Below are 19,218 nucleotides of genomic sequence, written 5' to 3'. Positions count from 1 at the left end.
TAGAAAAATAACGTGGAACCACCTACTTTTTGGGAGCAACCGAATGAAACGTACGTGCACTAGCCTGATGCTGGCGGGATCGTTGCTGGCTGGGGGCCAGGCCATGGCCGGCGACTTGCTGCATTGGCAGAACAACAGCCTGACCTACCTGTATGGCAAGGACTTCCAGGTCAACCCGCGCATTCAGCAGACGGTGACCTTCGAACACGCCGATGGCTGGAAATACGGCGACAACTTCGTGTTCGTCGACAAGATCTTCTACAACGGCAAGGAAGATTCCTTCGCCGGTGAGAACACTTACTACGGTGAAATCAGCCCGCGCCTTTCGTTCGGCAAGATCTTCGATCAGAAACTCGAGTTCGGCCCGATCAAAGACGTGTTGCTGGCCATGACTTACGAGTTCGGTGAAGACGACACCGAGTCCTACCTGATCGGTCCCGGTTTCGACCTGGCGATCCCGGGCTTCGACTACTTCCAGCTGAACTTCTACAACCGTCATACCGAAGGCGACCGCCCAGGTGACAATATCTGGCAGGTCACTCCGGTCTGGTCCTACACCATCCCGGTGGGCGATTCGAACATCCTGATCGACGGTTTCATGGACTGGGTGGTCGACAACGACGTCAACAAAAAAGGCGAATACCACGCCAACCTGCACTTCAATCCACAGGTCAAATACGACTTGGGCAAGGCGCTGAATTTCGGTGAGAAGCAGTTGTATGTGGGTGTGGAATACGACTACTGGTCGGACAAGTACGGAATCAAAGACAGCCAGGTCTTCAAGACCGATCAGAGCACCACGAGCTTCCTGGTGAAGCTCCACTTCTGATTCAGCGGCGTCTGCAATGACGCCATCGCGAGCAAGCTCGCTCCCACAGTTGATCAGTGGTGATCACAAATAATGTGTTCACAGGAGATCGAATGTGGGAGCGAGCTTGCTCGCGATGGTCGCGCCGCCGATCTCAAGCCGAAACCACAGGCTCCCCCAACCCGAGAAACCGGCACAACTCCCCGCGCTTGGCCAACGCATCCCGCCGCCCCAAATCAATCAATTCGCTGCAATACCCCGCCTCGAACAGCAGATAACTCAGCACCCCCGCCCCGCTCGTCTTGGTCGCCCCCGGCCCGCGTAGAAACAAACGCAGCGCCGCCGGCAACTCCTGCCGATGCCGCGCCGCAATCTCATCGATTGGCTGACTCGGCGAAATCACCAGCACATCTACCGGCGCCACACCCAGCGCGCGCGTCTGCGTGCCGTCCGGCAGCAGATGACTGAACTGATTGAGCCGCTGCAGCAACTCGATGTCGCTTTCCAGGCTGTCAATGAACGTGCTGTTGAGCATGTGCCCACCGATCTGTGCCAGGCTCGGCTGCTGGCCGGTGTAGGCGCGTTGTAGCGGTTGTTCCGGGTCGAGGCCGCGGGGGTTGCCGCTGACGCCCACTACCAGCACTCGGCTGGCGCCCAGGTGCAACGCCGGGCTGATCGGTGCCGACTGACGTACCGCGCCGTCGCCGAAATACTCTTCACCGATTTTCACTGGCGCGAACAGCAGCGGAATGGCGGAGCTGGCCAGCAAGTGGTCGACGGTCAATTGCGTGGGGACGCCGATTCGCCGATGGCGCAACCAGGCATTGATGGTGCCGCCGCCCTGATAAAAGGTCACCGCCTGACCGGACTCGTAGCCGAACACGGTCACCGCAACCGCCTGCAACTGCTTCTGTGCAATGGCCTCGGCAATCCCGCTCATCTGCAGTTTGTCGTCGAGCAATCCGCGCAGCGGCGAACTGTTGAGCAAAGCCACAGGCACCTGAGCGCCAATCCCGAGCAAACTGTGGCTGACAAAACGGCTGGCCTGGTGGATCACGCCCGGCCAGTCGCTGCGCAGCACCAGATGACTGCGAAAGCCCTGCCAGAAGGCTGTCAGACGTTGAATCGCACCACGAAAATCCATCGCCCCACTGGCGAGGCTGACCGCGTTGATCGCCCCGGCCGAGGTGCCGACGATCACCGGAAACGGATTGCTCGCACCCACCGGTAACAGCTCGGCAATTGCCGCCAGCACACCCACCTGATAGGCCGCCCGGGCCCCGCCGCCGGAAAGAATCAACCCTGTAACCGGTTCAGCAGGACTCATCGCAACACTCCATGGTGCTTATAAGGACGGTGGTTCAAGCGCGTTTTGCGTACAGCTTCGGCTCACCCGGCGGACGGCTCTTGAAGCGGCGATGAGCCCAAAGGTATTGCTGCGGACATTCGCGCAGGACGCCTTCGATCCATTGGTTGATCCGCAGGCAATCGGCTTCTTCGGTTTCGCCGGGGAAACCTTCGAGCGGTGCATGAATCACCAATCGATAACCGCTGCCATCCGCCAGACGTTCCTGAGTGAACGGCACCACCAGCGCCTTGCCCAACCGCGCAAACTTGCTGGTGGCGGTGACGGTGGCGGCCTGAATCCCGAACAGCGGCACGAAGATACTTTGCTTGGCGCCATAGTCCTGATCCGGTGCGTACCAGATTGCCCGGCCTGCGCGCAGCAATTTGAGCATGCCGCGCACGTCGTCGCGCTCCACCGCCAGCGAATCGACGTTGTGCCGCTCGCGCCCCAGGCGCTGGACGTAGTCGAACAACGGATTTTTGTGTTCGCGGTACATGCCATCAATGGTGTGCTGCTGGCCGAGCAACGCCGCGCCGATTTCCAGCGTGGTGAAATGAACGGCCATCAGGATCACGCCTTTGCCTTCGCGCTGGGCTTTTTTCAAATGCTCCAGCCCTTCGACGTGAGCCAGCTTCGCCAGACGCTCGCGCGACCACCACCAGCTCATGGCCATTTCGAAAAACGCGATGCCCGTTGAGGCGAAGTTTTCCTTGAGCAGGCGCTTGCGTTCGGCAGCGGTTTTTTCAGGGAAACACAGTTCGAGATTGCGCTTGGCAATGCGCCGTCTGTCGCCCGCTACTCGATACATCAATGCACCCAGGGCGCGACCGATCGACAGCAACGCCGGATACGGCAACTGGACAATCAGCCACAACAGCCCCAAGCCACACCACAGCGGCCAGAAACGCGGAGAAAGAAATGCTGTTCGAAAACGCGGGCGATCCATTAAAGGTTCCGGAAAGACAATGGCCGCGCATTCTACATCGTTCGACCCGGCTTGCGGCTCGCGGGCGTTCTCGTTATAAGTCTCGGCACTTTTAGTGACAAGTCGTTGTATGCCGACCATGAGCCAAACCGAACCGCTAGACAAAGATCCCGTGTTCCAGCTGAAGGGCAGCATGCTCGCCATTACGGTGCTGGAACTGGCCCGTAACGACCTCGAGAACCTCGATCGTCAACTGGCCGCCAAGGTTGCCCAGGCGCCTAACTTCTTTAGTAACGCGCCATTGGTGCTGGCCCTGGACAAACTCCCTGCCAGCGAAGGAGCAGTCGATCTGCCGGGCCTGATGCGCGTCTGCCGCCAGCATGGCCTGCGCACCCTGGCAATCCGTGCAAGCCGCATCGAAGACATCGCCGCGGCCATCGCGGTCGACCTGCCGGTGCTGCCACCGTCCGGCGCCCGGGAACGTGCGCTTGACCCGCTCGAAGGCCAAGTCAAGAAAAAACCGGAAAAACCGCCGGAGCCGACTATCAAGCCAACGAAGATCATCACCTCGCCCGTACGTGGTGGCCAGCAGATTTATGCCCAGGGCTGCGATCTGGTGGTGATCTCGTCGGTCAGCCCGGGGGCGGAACTTCTCGCCGACGGGAACATCCATGTATACGGCCCGATGCGTGGTCGAGTGTTGGCCGGCGTCAAAGGCGACACGAAAGCCAGGATTTTCTGTCAGCAAATGAGCGCTGAACTGGTCTCCATCGCAGGCCACTACAAAGTTTCGGAGGATCTGCGTCGCGACCCTTTGTGGGGCGCGGGCGTACAGGTCAGCCTGTCGGGCGATGTGTTGAACATCATTCGGCTTTAACGGATACTGCCGCATTTTCCAAACATCTCTAAAACGTAGCGAAAACGGCTCAAACGAAGTAGGAAAAAGGCCATAGGCAGTGTTTACCCGAGGTAAGCGCCGTTCTGGACCGAATTCCAGCCAAGGCTGTCCGACTGCAGTAGTTTTTCTAGAGATGTTTTTCAGGGGCTAAATGTCCTTTTTCCTTAGGGGTGAAACACCTTGGCCAAGATTCTCGTGGTTACATCCGGCAAGGGTGGTGTGGGTAAGACCACCACCAGTGCTGCTATCGGTACCGGCCTCGCACTGCGCGGTCACAAAACAGTTATCGTCGACTTCGACGTCGGTTTGCGTAACCTCGACCTGATCATGGGTTGCGAGCGCCGCGTGGTGTATGACTTCGTCAACGTGGTAAACGGCGAAGCTAACCTGCAACAAGCCCTGATCAAAGACAAACGCCTGGAAAACCTTTACGTACTGGCCGCCAGTCAGACCCGCGACAAAGACGCGCTGACCGTGGAAGGCGTGGAAAAAGTGTTGATGGCGCTGAAAGAAGACTTCGAATACGTGGTCTGCGACTCTCCAGCCGGCATCGAAAAAGGCGCCCACCTGGCCATGTACTTCGCCGACGAAGCGATTATCGTGACCAACCCGGAAGTGTCCTCGGTTCGTGACTCGGACCGCATGCTGGGCCTGCTGGCCAGCAAGTCCCGCCGCGCGGAAAAGGGCGAAGAGGCGATCAAGGAACACCTGCTGCTGACCCGCTACAACCCGCAACGAGTCAGTGACGGCGAGATGCTCGGCGTCGAAGACGTCAAAGAGATTCTGGCGGTCGCCCTGCTGGGTGTCATTCCGGAATCCCAAGCGGTACTCAAAGCTTCCAACTCGGGCGTGCCGGTCATTCTCGACGACCAGAGCGATGCCGGTCAGGCATACAGCGATGCGGTCGATCGTCTGCTGGGCAAAACCGTGGAGCATCGTTTTCTCGATGTAACGAAGAAGGGATTCTTCGAGCGCCTGTTTGGAGGTAGATAATGAATCTTTTTGACTTCTTTCGTGCCAGCAAAAAGGTCAGCACCGCGTCGGTAGCGAAAGAGCGTCTGCAGATCATCGTGGCGCACGAACGCGGCCAACGCAGTACACCGGACTACCTGCCAGCCTTGCAGAAGGAATTGGTCGAGGTCATCCGCAAGTACGTCAATATCGGGTCCGATGACGTGCACGTCGCTCTGGAAAACCAGGGCAGCTGCTCGATTCTGGAACTCAATATCACCCTGCCTGACCGCTAGTCGATCAGACAGGAGCCACGGCGGCTCAGAATCGTTGAGCCCCTGTAGGAGCTGCCGCAGGCTGTGATCTTTTGATTTTGTTTTAAAAGCAGAATCAAAAGATCGCAGCCTACGGCAGCTCCTACAGGGGACAATGAAGGTTCTAAGCCGCCGTTGGCGTTTGTTTCGAGGCTGTTTTAATGCCGCTGTCCAACATCCACATCATCCATCAGGACGCCGCCGTACTGGTGGTGAACAAACCGACCCTGCTGCTCTCTGTCCCTGGCCGGGCCGATGACAACAAGGACTGCCTGATTACCCGCCTGCAAGAAAACGGCTACCCGGAAGCGCGAATCGTCCATCGTCTGGACTGGGAAACCTCCGGCATTATTCTGTTGGCCCGTGATCCGGACACGCATCGCGAGCTGTCTCGGCAATTTCACGACCGCGAAACCGAAAAGGCCTACACCGCCCTGTGCTGGGGACAACCGGAACTGGACAGTGGCAGCATCGATCTGCCCTTGCGCTACGACCCGCCGACCAAGCCACGCCATGTGGTGGACCATGAATTCGGCAAACATGCCCTGACCTTTTGGCGGGTATTGGAGCGTTGTGGCGACTGGTGTCGTGTCGAATTGACGCCGATCACCGGCCGCTCCCATCAGTTGCGCGTGCACATGCTTTCCATCGGCCACCCACTGCTGGGTGACGGGCTGTATGCCCACGAGCAAGCACTGGCCGCCTGGCCACGACTATGTTTGCACGCGAGCATGCTGAGCTTCACTCACCCGCAAAGCGGCGAACGCTTGCGCTTCGAGTGTCCTGCTCCTTTTTAAGCAACCGCCGAACCAAAGAACGCCCTTCCATTGAAGGGCGTTTTTTTTGTTTCTTGTTACAAATCGACGTGAAAACGGCGTGAAAATATTGTCATGAATTTGTAATGAAACGTAAAATAACGGCACTTTGATATCAGGCAGGAAGCCCTCGTGCTCAGCAACAAGACATTCCAAGACGACTATCCGTTCACCTTCTGCCTGTTCAACACCACGCTGCACCTTAGCGAGCAGCCTTCAACCGAAGCACAACAGGCGCTTGAACAGCTCATACACAAACGACGTGCCCACAAGCTCACCCGTGCGAGTGCGCCGCTGGCCTCCGGCGATACGCCACTGTTTGCCAAGGTCCAGCCGCTGGATACCTTGAAGGCAAAAGTGCGGGTCACCTTTGGCAAACCACAGCGTAATGGCCGATTCGACTGGCCGCTGGAAGAGTTGATCAATACGCTCGAAGCACAACGCCGTGGCGTGCAAATGCCGCCGCTGCAAGGGCTCGGTTACACCAAGGACCGACTGGGGCTGACCCAGGAATATTTCATTATCACGCGCCTGCTCGACGATCATACCGACGGCGTGCAATGGCTTAAACGCAACCCGGACAGCGTCGAAACATTCATTCTCGATGCCTTCGAATTGCTGAGCTCCTTGTCGCGCAAGAACATCACGCACATGGATTTCTGGGCCGGCAACATCATGATCCCGGAAACGCCGCGGACCCCACTCAAAGCCATCGACTTTGAAAACTGCTTTGCCGGGCAGACAAACCATCAAAGCGAAACCCTCGGTTTTCAACTGGGCTTCTTCTATCGCCGGGACATCTACAAGCTCATTACCGAAGCTGCCTATGACCGACTGGTGGACGAATACATTCGACAGATCCCGGGTATCTCGAAGGAAAAATTCAACGAGGTATACCTCGCGAGCAAACATGAATATGTGGGCCGCAAGCAACGTCGCGAAGTGTTCCTCAATGGCAAGCTGATCACCGGTTGACTCATCCTTTTCGCCAATCGGCAGCTGGCGTACGTCGAACGGCATTGTCTCTGCAATGCCGTGAGCCAATACGTTAAACTTGCGCCATTGCTGTCTGGAGCTACTTATGCGCGAAGAGTTGAACCAAGGCCTGATCGATTTTCTCAAGGCCTCCCCTACCCCATTCCATGCCACCGCCAGCCTTGTTCAGCGCCTGGAAGCGGCGGGCTATCAACGCCTCGACGAGCGCGAGCCATGGACCACCGAAGCCAACGGTCGTTACTACGTCACCCGTAACGACTCGTCGATCGTCGCGTTCAAGATGGGCCGTCATTCGCCCCTGCACGGCGGCATTCGCCTGGTTGGCGCGCACACCGACAGCCCGTGCCTGCGGGTCAAACCCCAACCGGAACTGCAACGTCAGGGCTTCTGGCAACTGGGCGTCGAAGTCTATGGCGGCGCACTGCTGGCGCCATGGTTCGACCGCGACCTGTCCCTGGCCGGCCGCGTGACCTTCCGCCGTGACGGCAAGGTCGAGAGCCAGCTGGTCGACTTCAAGGCGCCGATCGCCATCATCCCGAACCTGGCCATTCACCTGAACCGTGAAGCCAACATGGGCTGGGCGATCAACGCCCAGACCGAACTGCCGCCGATCCTCGCGCAATTTGCCGGTGACGAGCGCGTGGACTTCCGTGCCGTGCTCACCGATCAACTCGCCCGCGAACATGGCTTGAACGCCAATGTGGTGCTCGACTATGAGCTGAGCTTCTACGACACCCAAAGCGCTGCGGTCATCGGCCTGCATGGCGACTTCATTGCCGGGGCGCGCCTGGACAACCTGCTGTCGTGCTATGCCGGCCTGCAAGCTTTGCTGACCACCGAAACCGACGAAACCTGCGTGCTGGTCTGCAACGATCACGAAGAAGTCGGTTCCTGCTCTGCCTGCGGCGCCGACGGCCCGATGCTGGAGCAGACGCTACGTCGCCTGCTGCCTGAAGGCGATGAGTTCGTGCGCACCATTCAGAAATCCCTGCTGGTCTCGGCTGACAACGCCCACGGCGTGCATCCCAACTACGCCGACAAGCACGATGCCAATCACGGCCCGAAACTCAACGCCGGCCCGGTGATCAAGGTCAACAGCAACCAGCGCTACGCCACCAACAGCGAAACCGCCGGGTTCTTCCGCCACCTGTGCATGGCCGAAGAAGTGCCGGTACAGAGCTTCGTGGTGCGCAGCGACATGGGTTGCGGCTCGACCATCGGCCCGATCACCGCCAGCCACCTGGGCGTGCGCACTGTGGACATCGGCCTGCCAACCTTCGCCATGCACTCGATCCGTGAACTGTGTGGCAGCCATGATCTGGCGCACCTGGTCAAAGTGCTGAGCGCGTTTTACGCCTGCCGCGAGCTGCCGTAATCCTGTAGGAGCTGTCGAGTGAAACGAGGCTGCGATCTTTTGATCTTGTTTTTAAATAGCAAAGTCAAAAGATCGCAGCCTCGTTTCACTCGACAGCTCCTACACTTTAATTACCCCTTTCGACAAGGCAGTCGCTCATGATCTCGTTGTCTTCGTTCCACGCCATGCTGATTCCGATTCTTGCCGGGATGATCATGCTGGCTATCGGCTTCAATTTTCGCGACAAGAACGTCGGCGTGTTCGCGATGTGGATCGGCATGTTGATGATCCTCGCCACCGTGATTTTCAAGATCCTCGCCAAACTCAACGAATAAATCCTCACCCCTGGCTCGCATTGATTTTGACGGGCTCGTACACTCGGTCGATCCGCTCATCCCGAGGTTGACCGCCTAGTGTTCGCTCGTCTTTTTGCCCTGCCGTGTTTGTTCCTTGTCTGCCTCATGACGCTGCTGCCGATGGCGCCCGCCCAGGCGGTCGGCTTGCCCAGCCTGCTCAACAGCTCGGCAAAACAGCCAGAGGCGCAAGAGCCCTTGGGGCAATCCCTGGACGAAGTCATCAAGTCGCTGGAGAACGATCAGCAACGCACCAAATTGCTGGCGGATTTGAAGAAGCTGCGCGATGTCACCAAAAAGGCCCAGCCGGTCACCGAAGTAGGCGTCCTGGGACTGATCGGTGGCACCCTGGCCAGTTTCGAAAAGCAGTTTTCAGGAGCGGACAGCCCTCTCACTCGCTGGTCCGAAGAATTCAAACTGGCTGAGGATGAACTGACAGCGCTGGTGCTGCCGGCCAATGAATGGCTGCCGATCATCTTTGCCTTTGCCATGATCCTGATGGTCTGGAGCTTGCTGGCCGCCGCGCTGATCTGGGTCAGCCACCGGGTGCGGATGCGCTTCGGCCTGACCGAAGAACTGCCGCAGCACCCCAAGGCCCTGGACATGTTGCGTTTCGCCCTGCGCAAACTCGGGCCGTGGCTGATTGCTTTGGTCATGACGGTCTACATGAGCTACGCCCTGCCCTCGTCATTGGGCAAAAGCCTGGCCATGGTGCTGGCTTATGCGCTGGTGGTCGGCACCTGTTTTTCGGCGATCTGCGTGATCGCCTTTTCGGTGCTCGACGGCCCACACCGCCACCGCGCCTTGTACATCCTGCGGCATCAAGCCTTTCGACCGCTGTGGCTGATCGGCAGTTTCGCCGCCTTCGGTGAAGCCCTGAGCGATCCGCGACTCGTTGAAAGCCTTGGCAGTCATCTGGCGCACACCGCCGCGACCGTAGCCAACGTATTGGCTGCGCTTTCCACGGGGCTGTTCATCCTGCGGTTCCGTCGCCCCATCGCCCACTTGATTCGCAACCAACCGCTGTCCCGGCGCCTGACTCGCCGCGCCCTCAGCGACACGATCGAGATTCTCGGGACCTTCTGGTACATGCCGGCGCTGGTGCTGGTGGGTATTTCCCTGTTCGCCACGTTCGTCTCGGCCGGCGATACCAGCACCGCGCTGCGTCAGTCGCTGATCTGCACTGTGCTGCTGGTGTTGTGCATGGTCATCAACGGTTTGGTGCGCCGCCATTCACTCAAACCGCAGCGCAGCGTGAAACGTCATGCGCTGTATTCGGAGCGCCTGAAAAGCTTCTTCTACACACTCGCTCATTTGGTGGTGTGGCTGGCGTTCATCGAACTCGGCCTGCGGGTCTGGGGCATGTCGCTGATCCGCTTCACCGAAGGCGAAGGCCATGAAGTCAGCGTCAAACTGTTCAGCCTCGGCGGCACGCTGATTTTTGCCTGGCTGATCTGGATTCTCAGCGACACCGCCGTGCACCACGCCCTCACCCGCTCGCGCAAAGGCCTGGCAAATGCCCGCGCGCAGACAATGATGCCGCTGATCCGCAACGTATTATTCGTGACGATTTTCATCATTGCGCTGATCGTCGCCCTGGCGAACATGGGCATGAACGTCACACCATTGCTGGCCGGTGCCGGCGTGATCGGTCTGGCCATCGGTTTCGGTGCACAGTCGCTGGTGGCGGACTTGATCACCGGGCTGTTCATCATTATCGAAGACTCGTTGGCCATCGACGACTACGTCGACGTCGGCGGCCACCTGGGCACCGTCGAAGGGCTGACCATTCGTACCGTGCGCCTGCGGGACATTGACGGCATCGTCCACACCATTCCGTTCAGCGAAATCAAAAGCATCAAGAACTACTCCCGGGAATTCGGCTACGCGATTTTCCGGGTGGCGATACCTTCCAACATGGACATCGATAACGCGATCAAACTGATGCGCGACGTCGGCCAGAAGATGCGCACCGACCCACTGCAACGGCGCAACATCTGGTCGCCACTGGAGATTCAGGGTGTCGAGAGTTTCGAGTCGGGCAACGCGATTCTTCGCGCCCGGTTCAAGACCGCGCCGATCAAGCAGTGGGAAGTGTCCCGAGCGTTCAACCTGTCACTCAAGCGACACCTGGACGAAGCCGGGCTCGATCTGGCGACGCCACGCATGAGCGTGCAAGTGATCACGGCGGGGGGCGGTTCGGTGACGGAGTAACCCTTCCCTCACCAGAGCCCTCAAGACTCGACCCGGTATAGCAGCTGCCGAGCTTGCGAGGTTGCGTTCGGCTGCGAAGCAGTCGTGAAATCAGACACCGCAGTCTTGCTGATTCACCGTGCATACAGGGTTTACGACTGCTTCGCAGCCGAACGCAACCTCGCAGGCTCGGCAGCTGCTACAGACAAAAAAATCCCCGAACCAGTCGGGGATTTTTTATGTTCGATCAATCAGCCCGAGAGCGGATCAATCTTCGCGATAGCGACGCAGCTTCAACTGCTTACCAGCAACGCGAGTGTCCTTCAGCTTGGTCAGCAGACGCTCCAGACCATCTTCCGGCAGCTCAACGAGGCTGAAGCTGTCACGCACCTGGATGCGACCGATTGCTTCGCGAGCCAGACCACCCTCATTGAGGATAGCGCCCAGCAGGTTCTTGGCAGCGATACCATCACGCGCACCCAGCGCGGTACGGCAACGAGCACGACCTTCGGCCAATGGAACCGGAGCACGACGCTCACGATCACCACGGTCCGGACGATCACCGGTACGTTCTGGACGATCGCCACGCGGTGCGTTGTTCGGCACCAGTGGACGTTCTTTCTCGATCGCGGCCAGGGTCAACGCTTGAGCGTTGGTTGCCTTGCGCAGCAGAGCAGCGGCCAGTGCACGCGGGGTGCAACCGATGTCGGCAGTCAGACGATCCAGCAGATCACCGTGGGTCGATTCGGCATCAGCCACCAGCGGCGACAGGCTGTTGGTCAGTTTCTTGATGCGGGCATCAAGAACGGCCTGAGCGTCCGGTAGGCGAACTTCGGCAACTTTCTGACCGGTTACACGCTCGATCACTTGCAGCATGCGGCGCTCACGCGGAGTCACCAGCAGCAGTGCACGACCTTCGCGACCGGCACGGCCGGTACGGCCGATACGGTGAACGTAGGATTCCGGGTCGTACGGCATATCAACGTTGAACACGTGAGTGATGCGCGGAACGTCCAGACCACGAGCAGCAACGTCGGTCGCCACAACGATGTCCAGACGGCCATCCTTGAGGGATTCGATCACGCGCTCACGTTGGTTCTGAGCAATGTCACCGTTCAGCGCAGCGGCTTTGTAGCCTTTGGCTTCCAGGGCACTGGCCAGGTCCAGGGTCGCTTGCTTGGTGCGCACGAACATGATCAGGGCATCGAAGTCTTCAACTTCCAGCAGGCTCAATACAGCCGAGGTCTTCTGGTCAGCGTGAACCAACAGGTGAGCCTGTTCGATCGCGGTAACGGTCTGAGTCTTGGTCTGGATCTTCACGTGTTGCGGATCGCGCAGATGGCGTTCGGCAATGGCACGGATCGACTGCGGCAAGGTGGCCGAGAACAATACGGTCTGACGGGTTGGAGGCAAGGCCTTGAAGATAACTTCGAGGTCGTCCATGAAACCCAGTTTGAGCATTTCGTCCGCTTCGTCGAGAACCAGGTGGTTCACGGTCGACAGAACTTTTTCGTCGCGACGCAGGTGGTCGCACAGACGGCCCGGAGTGGCGACAACGATCTGTGCGCCATTACGGATTGCTTTCAGTTGTGGACCCATAGGGGCGCCGCCGTAAACGGCCACAACGGTAACGCCCGGCATTTGCTTGGCGTAGGTTTCGAAAGCGGTTGCTACTTGCAGCGCCAACTCACGGGTTGGCGCCAGGATCAGGGCTTGCGGCTCGCGCTTAGCAGGATCGATGCGATGCAGGATCGGCAGGGCGAACGCAGCGGTTTTACCCGTACCGGTTTGCGCCTGACCAATCATGTCGTGACCGGCCATGATGATCGGGATCGATTGCTGCTGAATAGCCGAAGGTTCTTCGTAGCCAGTCGCGATGACGGCTGCAAGAATGTTCGGATTAAGATTAAAAGCGGCGAAGCCGCCGGTTTCCTGGGTCATGGGTCTGCCTCTAAGTGCATCCGCAAAGACCCATGCTCCAAAGCTGCGCATGCCGTGTAAGACTCAAGAGTCGCCCTGGCTGCTTTGTCGGCGGGGATTTGCGAAAACGAATGAATGAAAAAGATTCGTCAAGGGAGAGTCCGCTGTGCGGACGTGCAGCCGAAGCTGACTTCGGGGAATTGCGCTACCTAAACGCGGCCCGGTTAAAGGCCGGCGCGCACTATACCGGAATTCGCTCAAAAAGGGAGCTTTATTTGTCGGAAAACTGCCGTGTATAGCGTTCTGTCACACGCTTTGCGGACAATCGGGCAACAGTCTATTTTTCAAAGGCCCAGCCCTGCTGACGATCGCGCTAAAACGGTTCACCCTTGTGACGTAGACCTGCTGTCTGACACCCCCCCTTCCCCGCCCGAGGAAATGCACAATGAATCAGCCCTGCTCCAGTCGTGTGAGCCGTGAACGGCACGGTCATGTCCTGATGATCGGCCTGGATCGGGCGGCCAAACGCAATGCCTTCGATCTCGATCTGCTTAACGAACTGAGCCTGGCCTATGGCGAGTTCGAGGCCGACAGCGAGGCGCGGGTGGCGGTGGTGTTCGGCCATGGTGAGCATTTCACCGCAGGGCTGGATCTGGTCAGTGCCAGCGCGGCCCTGGCCGAAGGCTGGCAGGCACCGCCCGGCGGCTGCGATCCATGGGGGGTGTTCGCCGGCCCCAGAGTCAGCAAACCGGTGATTGTCGCCGCGCAAGGCTACTGCCTGACCGTCGGGATCGAATTGATGCTGGCCGCCGATATCAACCTGTGCGCCAGCAACACCCGCTTCGCCCAGAAAGAAGTGCAACGCGGGATCTTCCCGTTCGGCGGCGCCACGTTGCGCCTGCATCAGGTCGCTGGCTGGGGCAATGCCATGCGCTGGCTGCTGACCGGCGATGAATTCGATGCCCATGAGGCGTTGCACCTGGGGTTGGTGCAGGAAGTCATGGCCAGCGAGGATCTGCTGCCACGGGCGATGGAGTTGGCTGAGCGAATTGCCCGGCAGGCGCCGCTTGGGGTTCAGGCGACGTTGATGTCTGCAAGGCAGGCGCGTTATGAAGGGGAAACAGCGGCGGCGCAGGGATTGCCGCCGCTGGTGAAGAAGCTGCTGGCTAGCGAGGATGCCAAGGAGGGTGTGCGGTCTATGATCGAGAAGCGACCGGGGGTCTTCAAAGGACTCTGAGGCATGTGTTGACTGGAAGATGGCCATCGCGAGCAAGCTCGCTCCCACATTGAAATGCATTCCCCTGTGGGAGCGAGCTTGCTCGCGATGAGGCCCTGACAAACAACACTTATGTCGCCGGGCGGATCGCCTTGATCAACGACTGCAACGAATACCCCAAACGCGGCGCCAGCCCTTCGGCCCGTGCGGTCAAGCCGTCGATGTCCAGTTCCTGATCCAGCTCCGAAGGCACGAGCAGAATCACATTGCCCTCCTTCACCGGCAGTTCCCAGTAATGCCGGTGATAGAGCCCGCGAAACAATGCGGCGCCCAACGGCTTGCCATCGTCGGTGGCCCACTGATTGATCACCAGCCAGCCACCCGGGTTCAGACGTTTCTGACAGTTTTCCAGGAAATTCCACGCCAGATGCCCGACACCCGGCCCGACATCGGTATAGAGGTCGACGAAAATAAGATCCGCCGGCTCAGCGGTATCGAGCAACTCCAGCGCATCGCCCACCCGGATATACAGCCGCGGATCGTCATCCAGCCCAAGGTATTCAATGGCCAGGCGCGGTACGTCGGGGCGCAGCTCGATGGCTTCGACGTCTTCCAGCGGCAGGAACTTGAGGCAGGCCTGGGTCAGGGTGCCGGCTCCGAGACCGAGGAACAGCGCGCTTTCCGGCTGCTCGTGGCACAACGCGCCAATCAGCATCGCCCGGGTGTAATCGTATTCGAGCCAGCTCGGGTCAGCCGTGAACACGCAGCTTTGTTCGATGGCATCACCGAACTCGAGAAAACGGTAATCGGCCACTTCCAGCACGCGAATCACGCCGAACTCATCCTGTACCTCGGCGAGCAGATGCTCGACGCGCTCCTCAGTCATTTCGTCTCCTGATCGTCGCCGTGCCCGGCAACGTACTAAAACCGCGGAGTGGCGCGGCAAAAGCGCGATTGTCCGCGAAGCGACGGGAACAGGTCACGCACTAATTGCTGATAACATGACAGTCCGAGCGTAAAACACTAGAGACCGTGATGAGCCAACCCTGGAGCCCTGACAGCTGGCGCGCCCTGCCGATCCAGCAACAACCCCATTACCCCGACGCAGCGCATTTGCTGCACGTCGAGCAAACGCTGGCCAGTTATCCGCCGCTGGTGTTTGCCGGTGAAGCCCGGGAGTTGCGCCGTCAGTTTGCCGAAGTGACCCAGGGCCGCGCGTTTCTGCTGCAGGGCGGCGACTGTGCTGAAAGCTTCGCCGAGTTCTCCGCCGCGAAAATCCGCGACACCTTTAAAGTCCTGCTGCAAATGGCGATCGTCATGACCTTCGCCGCCGGTTGCCCGGTGGTCAAGGTCGGGCGCATGGCCGGGCAGTTCGCCAAACCGCGCTCGGCCAATGACGAAACCATCGACGGCGTCACCCTTCCGGCCTACCGTGGCGACATCGTCAACGGCATCGGTTTCGATGAAAAAAGCCGCGTGCCGGACCCGGAGCGCTTGCTCCAGTCCTACCACCAGTCCACCGCGACCCTGAACCTGTTGCGCGCCTTCGCCCAGGGCGGTTTTGCCGACCTGCATCAGGTGCACAAGTGGAACCTGGACTTCATCGCCAACTCGGCGCTGGCCGAGAAGTACAGCCACCTGGCCGATCGCATCGATGAAACCCTGGCGTTCATGCGCGCCTGCGGCATGGACAGCTCGCCGCAACTGCGCGAAACCAGTTTCTTCACCGCCCACGAAGCGCTGTTGCTGAACTATGAAGAAGCCTTCGTGCGTCGCGACAGCCTGACCAACGATTACTACGATTGCTCGGCGCACATGCTGTGGATCGGCGACCGCACCCGTCAGCTCGACGGCGCTCACGTCGAGTTCCTGCGTGGCGTGAACAACCCGATCGGGGTCAAAGTCGGCCCAAGCATGAACCCCGAAGACCTGATTCGCCTGATAGATGTGCTCAACCCGGACAACGATCCGGGCCGTCTGAACCTGATTGCGCGTATGGGCGCGAACAAGGTCGGCGATCACCTGCCGCAACTGATCCGTGCCGTGCAGCGCGAAGGCAAGCAAGTGCTGTGGAGTTGCGACCCGATGCACGGCAACACCATCAAGGCCAGCAGCGGCTACAAGACCCGCGACTTTGCGCAGATCCTTGGTGAGGTGAAGCAGTTCTTCCAGGTTCACGAAGCGGAAGGCACATATGCCGGCGGCATCCACATCGAGATGACCGGGCAGAATGTCACTGAGTGCATTGGTGGGGCGCGGCCGATTACCGAAGACGGGTTGTCGGATCGGTATCACACCCATTGTGATCCGCGGATGAATGCCGATCAGTCGCTGGAGTTGGCGTTTTTGATTGCCGAAACCTTGAAGCAAGTCCGGCGCTAAACCGAGTCGCTCCCTTCGCGAGCCTGCTCGCGAAGGCGTCCGCTCAATCACCGCCGATGCTAGCCAATGCCACCCGCAACCGCGCCGCACTCGCCCGCGGGCAATTCAACTGAACCCGCTCAAGCCCCAGCCAATCCGCCATTCGCCGCAGATTGACCGCCAACGCCAGCATCCCCTCGTCATCCAGCCCCGGCTCTTCCTCATGCACAGCGTGCACCGCCAGCCTGCCCTGCGCCCGCTCGGCGCGCAGATCCACCCGAGCGGCAATCCGTTCATTGTGCAAAAACGGCAACACGTAATACCCGTAGACCCGCTTGTCCTGCGGCGTATAGATCTCCAACCGATAGCGAAAATCGAACAGCCGCTCGGTGCGACTGCGCTCCCAGATCAGTGAGTCGAAGGGTGAAAGCAAGGCGCTGGCCTCGACCTTGCGTGGCACTTTCGGCTCTGGCAGACAATAGGCCGGTTGCCGCCAGCCCTGGACTTCACAGCTTAGCAATTCACCCGCCTCCACCAGTTCCGCCAAGCGCGGACGGGCATCACCGGGACTCAGACGAAAGTAATCCCGCAGGTCTTTTTCTGTTCCGACGCCCAACGCTGTCGCGGCATGCAGCAACAAGCCGCGCTGGGCCTCGGCCTCACTCAGCAGCGGCTGCGCAAGAATCGCCGAAGGAATCACCCGCTCCGGCAGATCATAAAGCCGCTCGAACCCGCGCCGCCCGGCCACGGTCACTTCACCGGCGGCGAACAACCATTCCAGCGCATGCTTTTCCGCGCTCCAGTCCCACCAGGGCCCTGCCCGCTCCTGACGGGTCGACAGGCTTCCGGCCCCCAGCGCGCCCAACTCCTGAACTGAGGCCAGTACCCGGCGAATCGTGCCCTGCTGCTCCCGACCGAAACGTGCCAATTGCTGATAGATATCTTCGCCGCGGGTCGCGCGCAGCATGCGCCAGCGCATCAACGGGTACATCGACAAGGGCAGCAACGAGGCTTCATGCCCCCAATACTCGAAGAGCGTGCGCCGCCGGCCCGAACTCCAGGCAGCCTGGTCGAGCAAGTCGGATGAGTAATTGCCGAGGCGGGAAAACAGGGGAAGGTAGTGCGAACGCACCAACGCATTGACCGAATCGATCTGCAGAATGCCCAGCCGCTCGATCAGACGATTGAGCTGAACCGGTTTGATCGCCGCTGGCGGCTGGCGCCCGTTGAACCCTTGGGCGGCCAGCGCCAGACGCCGAGCCTGTTTGATGGCAAAGGACAGTGTTGCGGGCATGAGCATCTCCTTGTCTGCTCGCAACCTACCTCACCGGGAGACGGTTTGTGTAGTTGTGTATGACTCATTTGTGCATCGGGTCATTCCAGAACGGTTTGACCGACTCGAACTCTACATCCGCACGACTCATGCCAATGTCCTTCAGCGCTTCGTCGCTCAGACTCGCCAGCAGCTCGCGCTCCCGGTGAAGTTCGTACCAGCGGCTGAATTTGTGCAGCAAATCGGATACCAGGTGGATCGAGTGTTTTTCTACGGCTGGATGTTCATGTTGACCTTTCATCTTGTTGCCCTCCGTTTGGATGGCTCAAGTGTCGCGCCGGGGCTAAGATCAATCCAACGAATGTTTCTGATGTAACACATCTCGGAGATTGATGAATGTCTGCCTACCCAAGTATCGACACCGAAGTGTTGCGCACCTTTGTCGCCATTGCCGACCAGGGCGGTTTTACCCGTGCCGGCGAGTTGGTCAATCGCACTCAGTCCGCCGTGAGCATGCAGATGAAGCGGCTGGAAGAGGATGTGTTGCAGCGTCAATTGTTCCAGCGCGACGGGCGGCAGGTGCGGCTGACGGCTGAGGGTCAGGTGCTGCTCGGCTATGCCCGGCGCATCCTCAAGCTGCACAGTGAGGTGTTCAATACGTTGCGCGAGCCGCACATGGTCGGCATGGTGCGCATTGGCACGCCGGACGATTACGTGATGCGTTTTTTGCCGGGGATTCTGCGGCGATTTGCCCAGACGTATCCGCTGATCCAGATCGAGGTGCACTGCGAATCATCAAAACAATTGCTGCTGCGCCAGGACCTGGACTTGACCATCGTCACCCGCGAACCGGGCAACGAGATCGGCCAATTACTGCGCAAGGAGCATTTTGTCTGGGCCGAGGCGCAATGTTTCAGCGCCCATGAGCAAACGCCGCTGCCGCTGGCGATGTTCAACAGTGATTGCTTCTGCAGGCTGTGGGCCTGCAATGCGCTTGATGCCATGGGTCGCGATTACCGCGTGGCGTACAACAGCGACAGCCTGTCGGCGATCATGGCGGTGGTCAGCGCCGGACTGGCCGTCACCGCGCAACTCGAAAGCCTGATCACGCCCGACATGCGCATACTCGGTGAGGCCGAGGACCTGCCGATCCTGCCCGAGGCCAGCATCATGCTGGTGCGCAACCTGCACAACCCGTCGCCGATCACTGAGTGCCTGGCCGAACACATCGTCGAAGGCTTCAAACTTTAAGGGCGAGCATCACCGCGCAGAGCACCAGAAAACCACAGAACAACCCGCGCAGCAGCCGTTCCGGCAGTGCGTGGGCGATCCTCACGCCCCAACTGATGCTCATCAGACCACCGACCGCCAAGGGCAAGCCGATCATCCAGTCGACCTGATGGTGCACCGCGTAAGTCACCAGCGTAACGCCCGTGCTCGGCAGCGCCAACGCCAGCGACAAACCCTGCGCAACCACCTGACTGGTGCCGAAC

At 59.5% G+C, this 19,218-nt stretch carries 19 protein-coding genes; 12 read left to right on the top strand and 7 right to left on the bottom strand.

The window, feature by feature from the left end; all coding sequences use genetic code 11:
* The first annotated feature begins 43 nt into the window (after positions 1-43).
* Positions 44-829 carry an outer membrane protein OmpK gene (locus tag WLY71_RS09540; RefSeq protein ID WP_347803362.1) on the top strand — a complete coding sequence of 262 codons (786 nt, stop codon included), beginning with the start codon at positions 44-46 and terminating at the stop codon, positions 827-829.
* Between the two features lie 133 nt (positions 830-962).
* Here WLY71_RS09540 and WLY71_RS09535 read toward each other — a convergent pair whose 3' ends face one another.
* Both WLY71_RS09535 and WLY71_RS09530 read right to left on the bottom strand, forming a co-directional pair.
* Positions 963-2,135, bottom strand: a complete 1,173-nt coding sequence (locus WLY71_RS09535) for a patatin-like phospholipase family protein (RefSeq protein WP_347803361.1) — start codon at positions 2,133-2,135, stop codon at positions 963-965.
* A gap of 34 nt (positions 2,136-2,169) precedes the next feature.
* Positions 2,170-3,102: a lipid A biosynthesis lauroyl acyltransferase gene (locus tag WLY71_RS09530; RefSeq protein ID WP_347803360.1), complete on the bottom strand. Its 933-nt coding sequence runs from the start codon at positions 3,100-3,102 to the stop codon at positions 2,170-2,172.
* 118 nt (positions 3,103-3,220) lie between these two features.
* Between WLY71_RS09530 and minC the strand changes: the two genes are divergently transcribed.
* The 8 genes from minC (at position 3,221) to WLY71_RS09490 (ending at position 10,976) form a co-directional block, all read left to right on the top strand.
* Positions 3,221-3,958, top strand: coding sequence for a septum site-determining protein MinC (minC, locus tag WLY71_RS09525; protein WP_347803359.1), 738 nt, complete (start codon positions 3,221-3,223; stop codon positions 3,956-3,958).
* A gap of 201 nt (positions 3,959-4,159) precedes the next feature.
* Positions 4,160-4,972: a septum site-determining protein MinD gene (minD, locus tag WLY71_RS09520; protein ID WP_131062423.1), complete on the top strand. Its 813-nt coding sequence runs from the start codon at positions 4,160-4,162 to the stop codon at positions 4,970-4,972.
* Complete coding sequence (gene minE / locus WLY71_RS09515) at positions 4,972-5,226, top strand: cell division topological specificity factor MinE (RefSeq protein ID WP_007898843.1); 255 nt, start codon at positions 4,972-4,974, stop codon at positions 5,224-5,226. The genes minD and minE overlap by 1 nt, the downstream gene beginning before the upstream one ends.
* Positions 5,227-5,405: 179 nt before the next feature.
* Complete coding sequence (locus WLY71_RS09510; protein ID WP_046037585.1) at positions 5,406-6,041, top strand: RluA family pseudouridine synthase; 636 nt, start codon at positions 5,406-5,408, stop codon at positions 6,039-6,041.
* A 150-nt stretch (positions 6,042-6,191) separates the two neighbouring features.
* Complete coding sequence (locus WLY71_RS09505) at positions 6,192-7,034, top strand: protein kinase family protein (protein WP_347803358.1); 843 nt, start codon at positions 6,192-6,194, stop codon at positions 7,032-7,034.
* A gap of 106 nt (positions 7,035-7,140) precedes the next feature.
* Positions 7,141-8,430 carry a M18 family aminopeptidase gene (locus tag WLY71_RS09500; RefSeq protein ID WP_347803357.1) on the top strand — a complete coding sequence of 430 codons (1,290 nt, stop codon included), beginning with the start codon at positions 7,141-7,143 and terminating at the stop codon, positions 8,428-8,430.
* Between the two features lie 137 nt (positions 8,431-8,567).
* On the top strand, positions 8,568-8,744 hold the full coding sequence (locus tag WLY71_RS09495; RefSeq protein WP_165353224.1) for a hypothetical protein: 177 nt from the start codon (positions 8,568-8,570) through the stop codon (positions 8,742-8,744).
* Between the two features lie 78 nt (positions 8,745-8,822).
* The gene (locus WLY71_RS09490) at positions 8,823-10,976 is read left to right on the top strand and encodes a mechanosensitive ion channel family protein (protein ID WP_347803356.1); all 2,154 of its coding nucleotides are present in this window, start codon (positions 8,823-8,825) and stop codon (positions 10,974-10,976) included.
* 246 nt (positions 10,977-11,222) lie between these two features.
* Here WLY71_RS09490 and WLY71_RS09485 read toward each other — a convergent pair whose 3' ends face one another.
* Positions 11,223-12,896, bottom strand: coding sequence for a DEAD/DEAH box helicase (locus tag WLY71_RS09485; RefSeq protein ID WP_008146183.1), 1,674 nt, complete (start codon positions 12,894-12,896; stop codon positions 11,223-11,225).
* Between the two features lie 424 nt (positions 12,897-13,320).
* Here WLY71_RS09485 and WLY71_RS09480 point away from each other — a divergent pair, with 424 nt between their 5' ends.
* Positions 13,321-14,112 (top strand): crotonase/enoyl-CoA hydratase family protein, encoded by a 792-nt coding sequence (locus WLY71_RS09480; protein ID WP_347803355.1) that lies wholly within the window; start codon positions 13,321-13,323, stop codon positions 14,110-14,112.
* A gap of 109 nt (positions 14,113-14,221) precedes the next feature.
* Here WLY71_RS09480 and WLY71_RS09475 read toward each other — a convergent pair whose 3' ends face one another.
* Complete coding sequence (locus WLY71_RS09475) at positions 14,222-14,977, bottom strand: spermidine synthase (protein ID WP_347803354.1); 756 nt, start codon at positions 14,975-14,977, stop codon at positions 14,222-14,224.
* 149 nt (positions 14,978-15,126) lie between these two features.
* Between WLY71_RS09475 and WLY71_RS09470 the strand changes: the two genes are divergently transcribed.
* The gene (locus WLY71_RS09470; protein WP_076027974.1) at positions 15,127-16,473 is read left to right on the top strand and encodes a class II 3-deoxy-7-phosphoheptulonate synthase; all 1,347 of its coding nucleotides are present in this window, start codon (positions 15,127-15,129) and stop codon (positions 16,471-16,473) included.
* A gap of 43 nt (positions 16,474-16,516) precedes the next feature.
* On the opposite strand, the gene WLY71_RS09465 is transcribed toward WLY71_RS09470, so the two are convergent.
* Positions 16,517-17,746 (bottom strand): winged helix-turn-helix domain-containing protein, encoded by a 1,230-nt coding sequence (locus WLY71_RS09465; protein WP_347803353.1) that lies wholly within the window; start codon positions 17,744-17,746, stop codon positions 16,517-16,519.
* A gap of 64 nt (positions 17,747-17,810) precedes the next feature.
* Positions 17,811-18,026 carry a DUF1127 domain-containing protein gene (locus tag WLY71_RS09460; RefSeq protein WP_129436970.1) on the bottom strand — a complete coding sequence of 72 codons (216 nt, stop codon included), beginning with the start codon at positions 18,024-18,026 and terminating at the stop codon, positions 17,811-17,813.
* Positions 18,027-18,121: 95 nt separating this feature from the next.
* Here WLY71_RS09460 and WLY71_RS09455 point away from each other — a divergent pair, with 95 nt between their 5' ends.
* A complete protein-coding gene (locus WLY71_RS09455; RefSeq protein WP_283180922.1) occupies positions 18,122-18,976 on the top strand; it encodes a LysR substrate-binding domain-containing protein in 855 nt (284 codons plus the stop codon).
* Here WLY71_RS09455 and WLY71_RS09450 read toward each other — a convergent pair.
* Positions 18,966-19,218: TSUP family transporter (locus tag WLY71_RS09450; RefSeq protein ID WP_347803352.1), on the bottom strand; the 253-nt coding region annotated here is incomplete at its 5' end. The two genes, WLY71_RS09455 and WLY71_RS09450, sit on opposite strands and share 11 nt — an antisense overlap.

The organism is Pseudomonas rossensis (assembly GCF_039888995.1).
GTDB classification, from domain to species: domain Bacteria; phylum Pseudomonadota; class Gammaproteobacteria; order Pseudomonadales; family Pseudomonadaceae; genus Aquipseudomonas; species Aquipseudomonas rossensis.
This window is presented reverse-complemented; position numbering and strand designations above follow the sequence as displayed.

Bases quoted from the DNA above. Each gene is read 5' to 3' on its own strand.
- WLY71_RS09540 (WP_347803362.1), top strand. From the start codon at position 44: ATGAAACGTACGTGCACTAGCCTGATGCTGGCGGGATCGTTGCTGGCT.
- WLY71_RS09535 (WP_347803361.1), bottom strand. From the start codon at position 2,135: ATGAGTCCTGCTGAACCGGTTACAGGGTTGATTCTTTCCGGCGGCGGG.
- WLY71_RS09530 (WP_347803360.1), bottom strand. From the start codon at position 3,102: ATGGATCGCCCGCGTTTTCGAACAGCATTTCTTTCTCCGCGTTTCTGG.
- minC (WP_347803359.1), top strand. From the start codon at position 3,221: ATGAGCCAAACCGAACCGCTAGACAAAGATCCCGTGTTCCAGCTGAAG.
- minE (WP_007898843.1), top strand. From the start codon at position 4,972: ATGAATCTTTTTGACTTCTTTCGTGCCAGCAAAAAGGTCAGCACCGCG.
- WLY71_RS09510 (WP_046037585.1), top strand. From the start codon at position 5,406: ATGCCGCTGTCCAACATCCACATCATCCATCAGGACGCCGCCGTACTG.
- WLY71_RS09500 (WP_347803357.1), top strand. From the start codon at position 7,141: ATGCGCGAAGAGTTGAACCAAGGCCTGATCGATTTTCTCAAGGCCTCC.
- WLY71_RS09495 (WP_165353224.1), top strand. From the start codon at position 8,568: ATGATCTCGTTGTCTTCGTTCCACGCCATGCTGATTCCGATTCTTGCC.
- WLY71_RS09485 (WP_008146183.1), bottom strand. From the start codon at position 12,896: ATGACCCAGGAAACCGGCGGCTTCGCCGCTTTTAATCTTAATCCGAAC.
- WLY71_RS09480 (WP_347803355.1), top strand. From the start codon at position 13,321: ATGAATCAGCCCTGCTCCAGTCGTGTGAGCCGTGAACGGCACGGTCAT.
- WLY71_RS09475 (WP_347803354.1), bottom strand. From the start codon at position 14,977: ATGACTGAGGAGCGCGTCGAGCATCTGCTCGCCGAGGTACAGGATGAG.
- WLY71_RS09470 (WP_076027974.1), top strand. From the start codon at position 15,127: ATGAGCCAACCCTGGAGCCCTGACAGCTGGCGCGCCCTGCCGATCCAG.
- WLY71_RS09465 (WP_347803353.1), bottom strand. From the start codon at position 17,746: ATGCCCGCAACACTGTCCTTTGCCATCAAACAGGCTCGGCGTCTGGCG.
- WLY71_RS09460 (WP_129436970.1), bottom strand. From the start codon at position 18,026: ATGAAAGGTCAACATGAACATCCAGCCGTAGAAAAACACTCGATCCAC.
- WLY71_RS09455 (WP_283180922.1), top strand. From the start codon at position 18,122: ATGTCTGCCTACCCAAGTATCGACACCGAAGTGTTGCGCACCTTTGTC.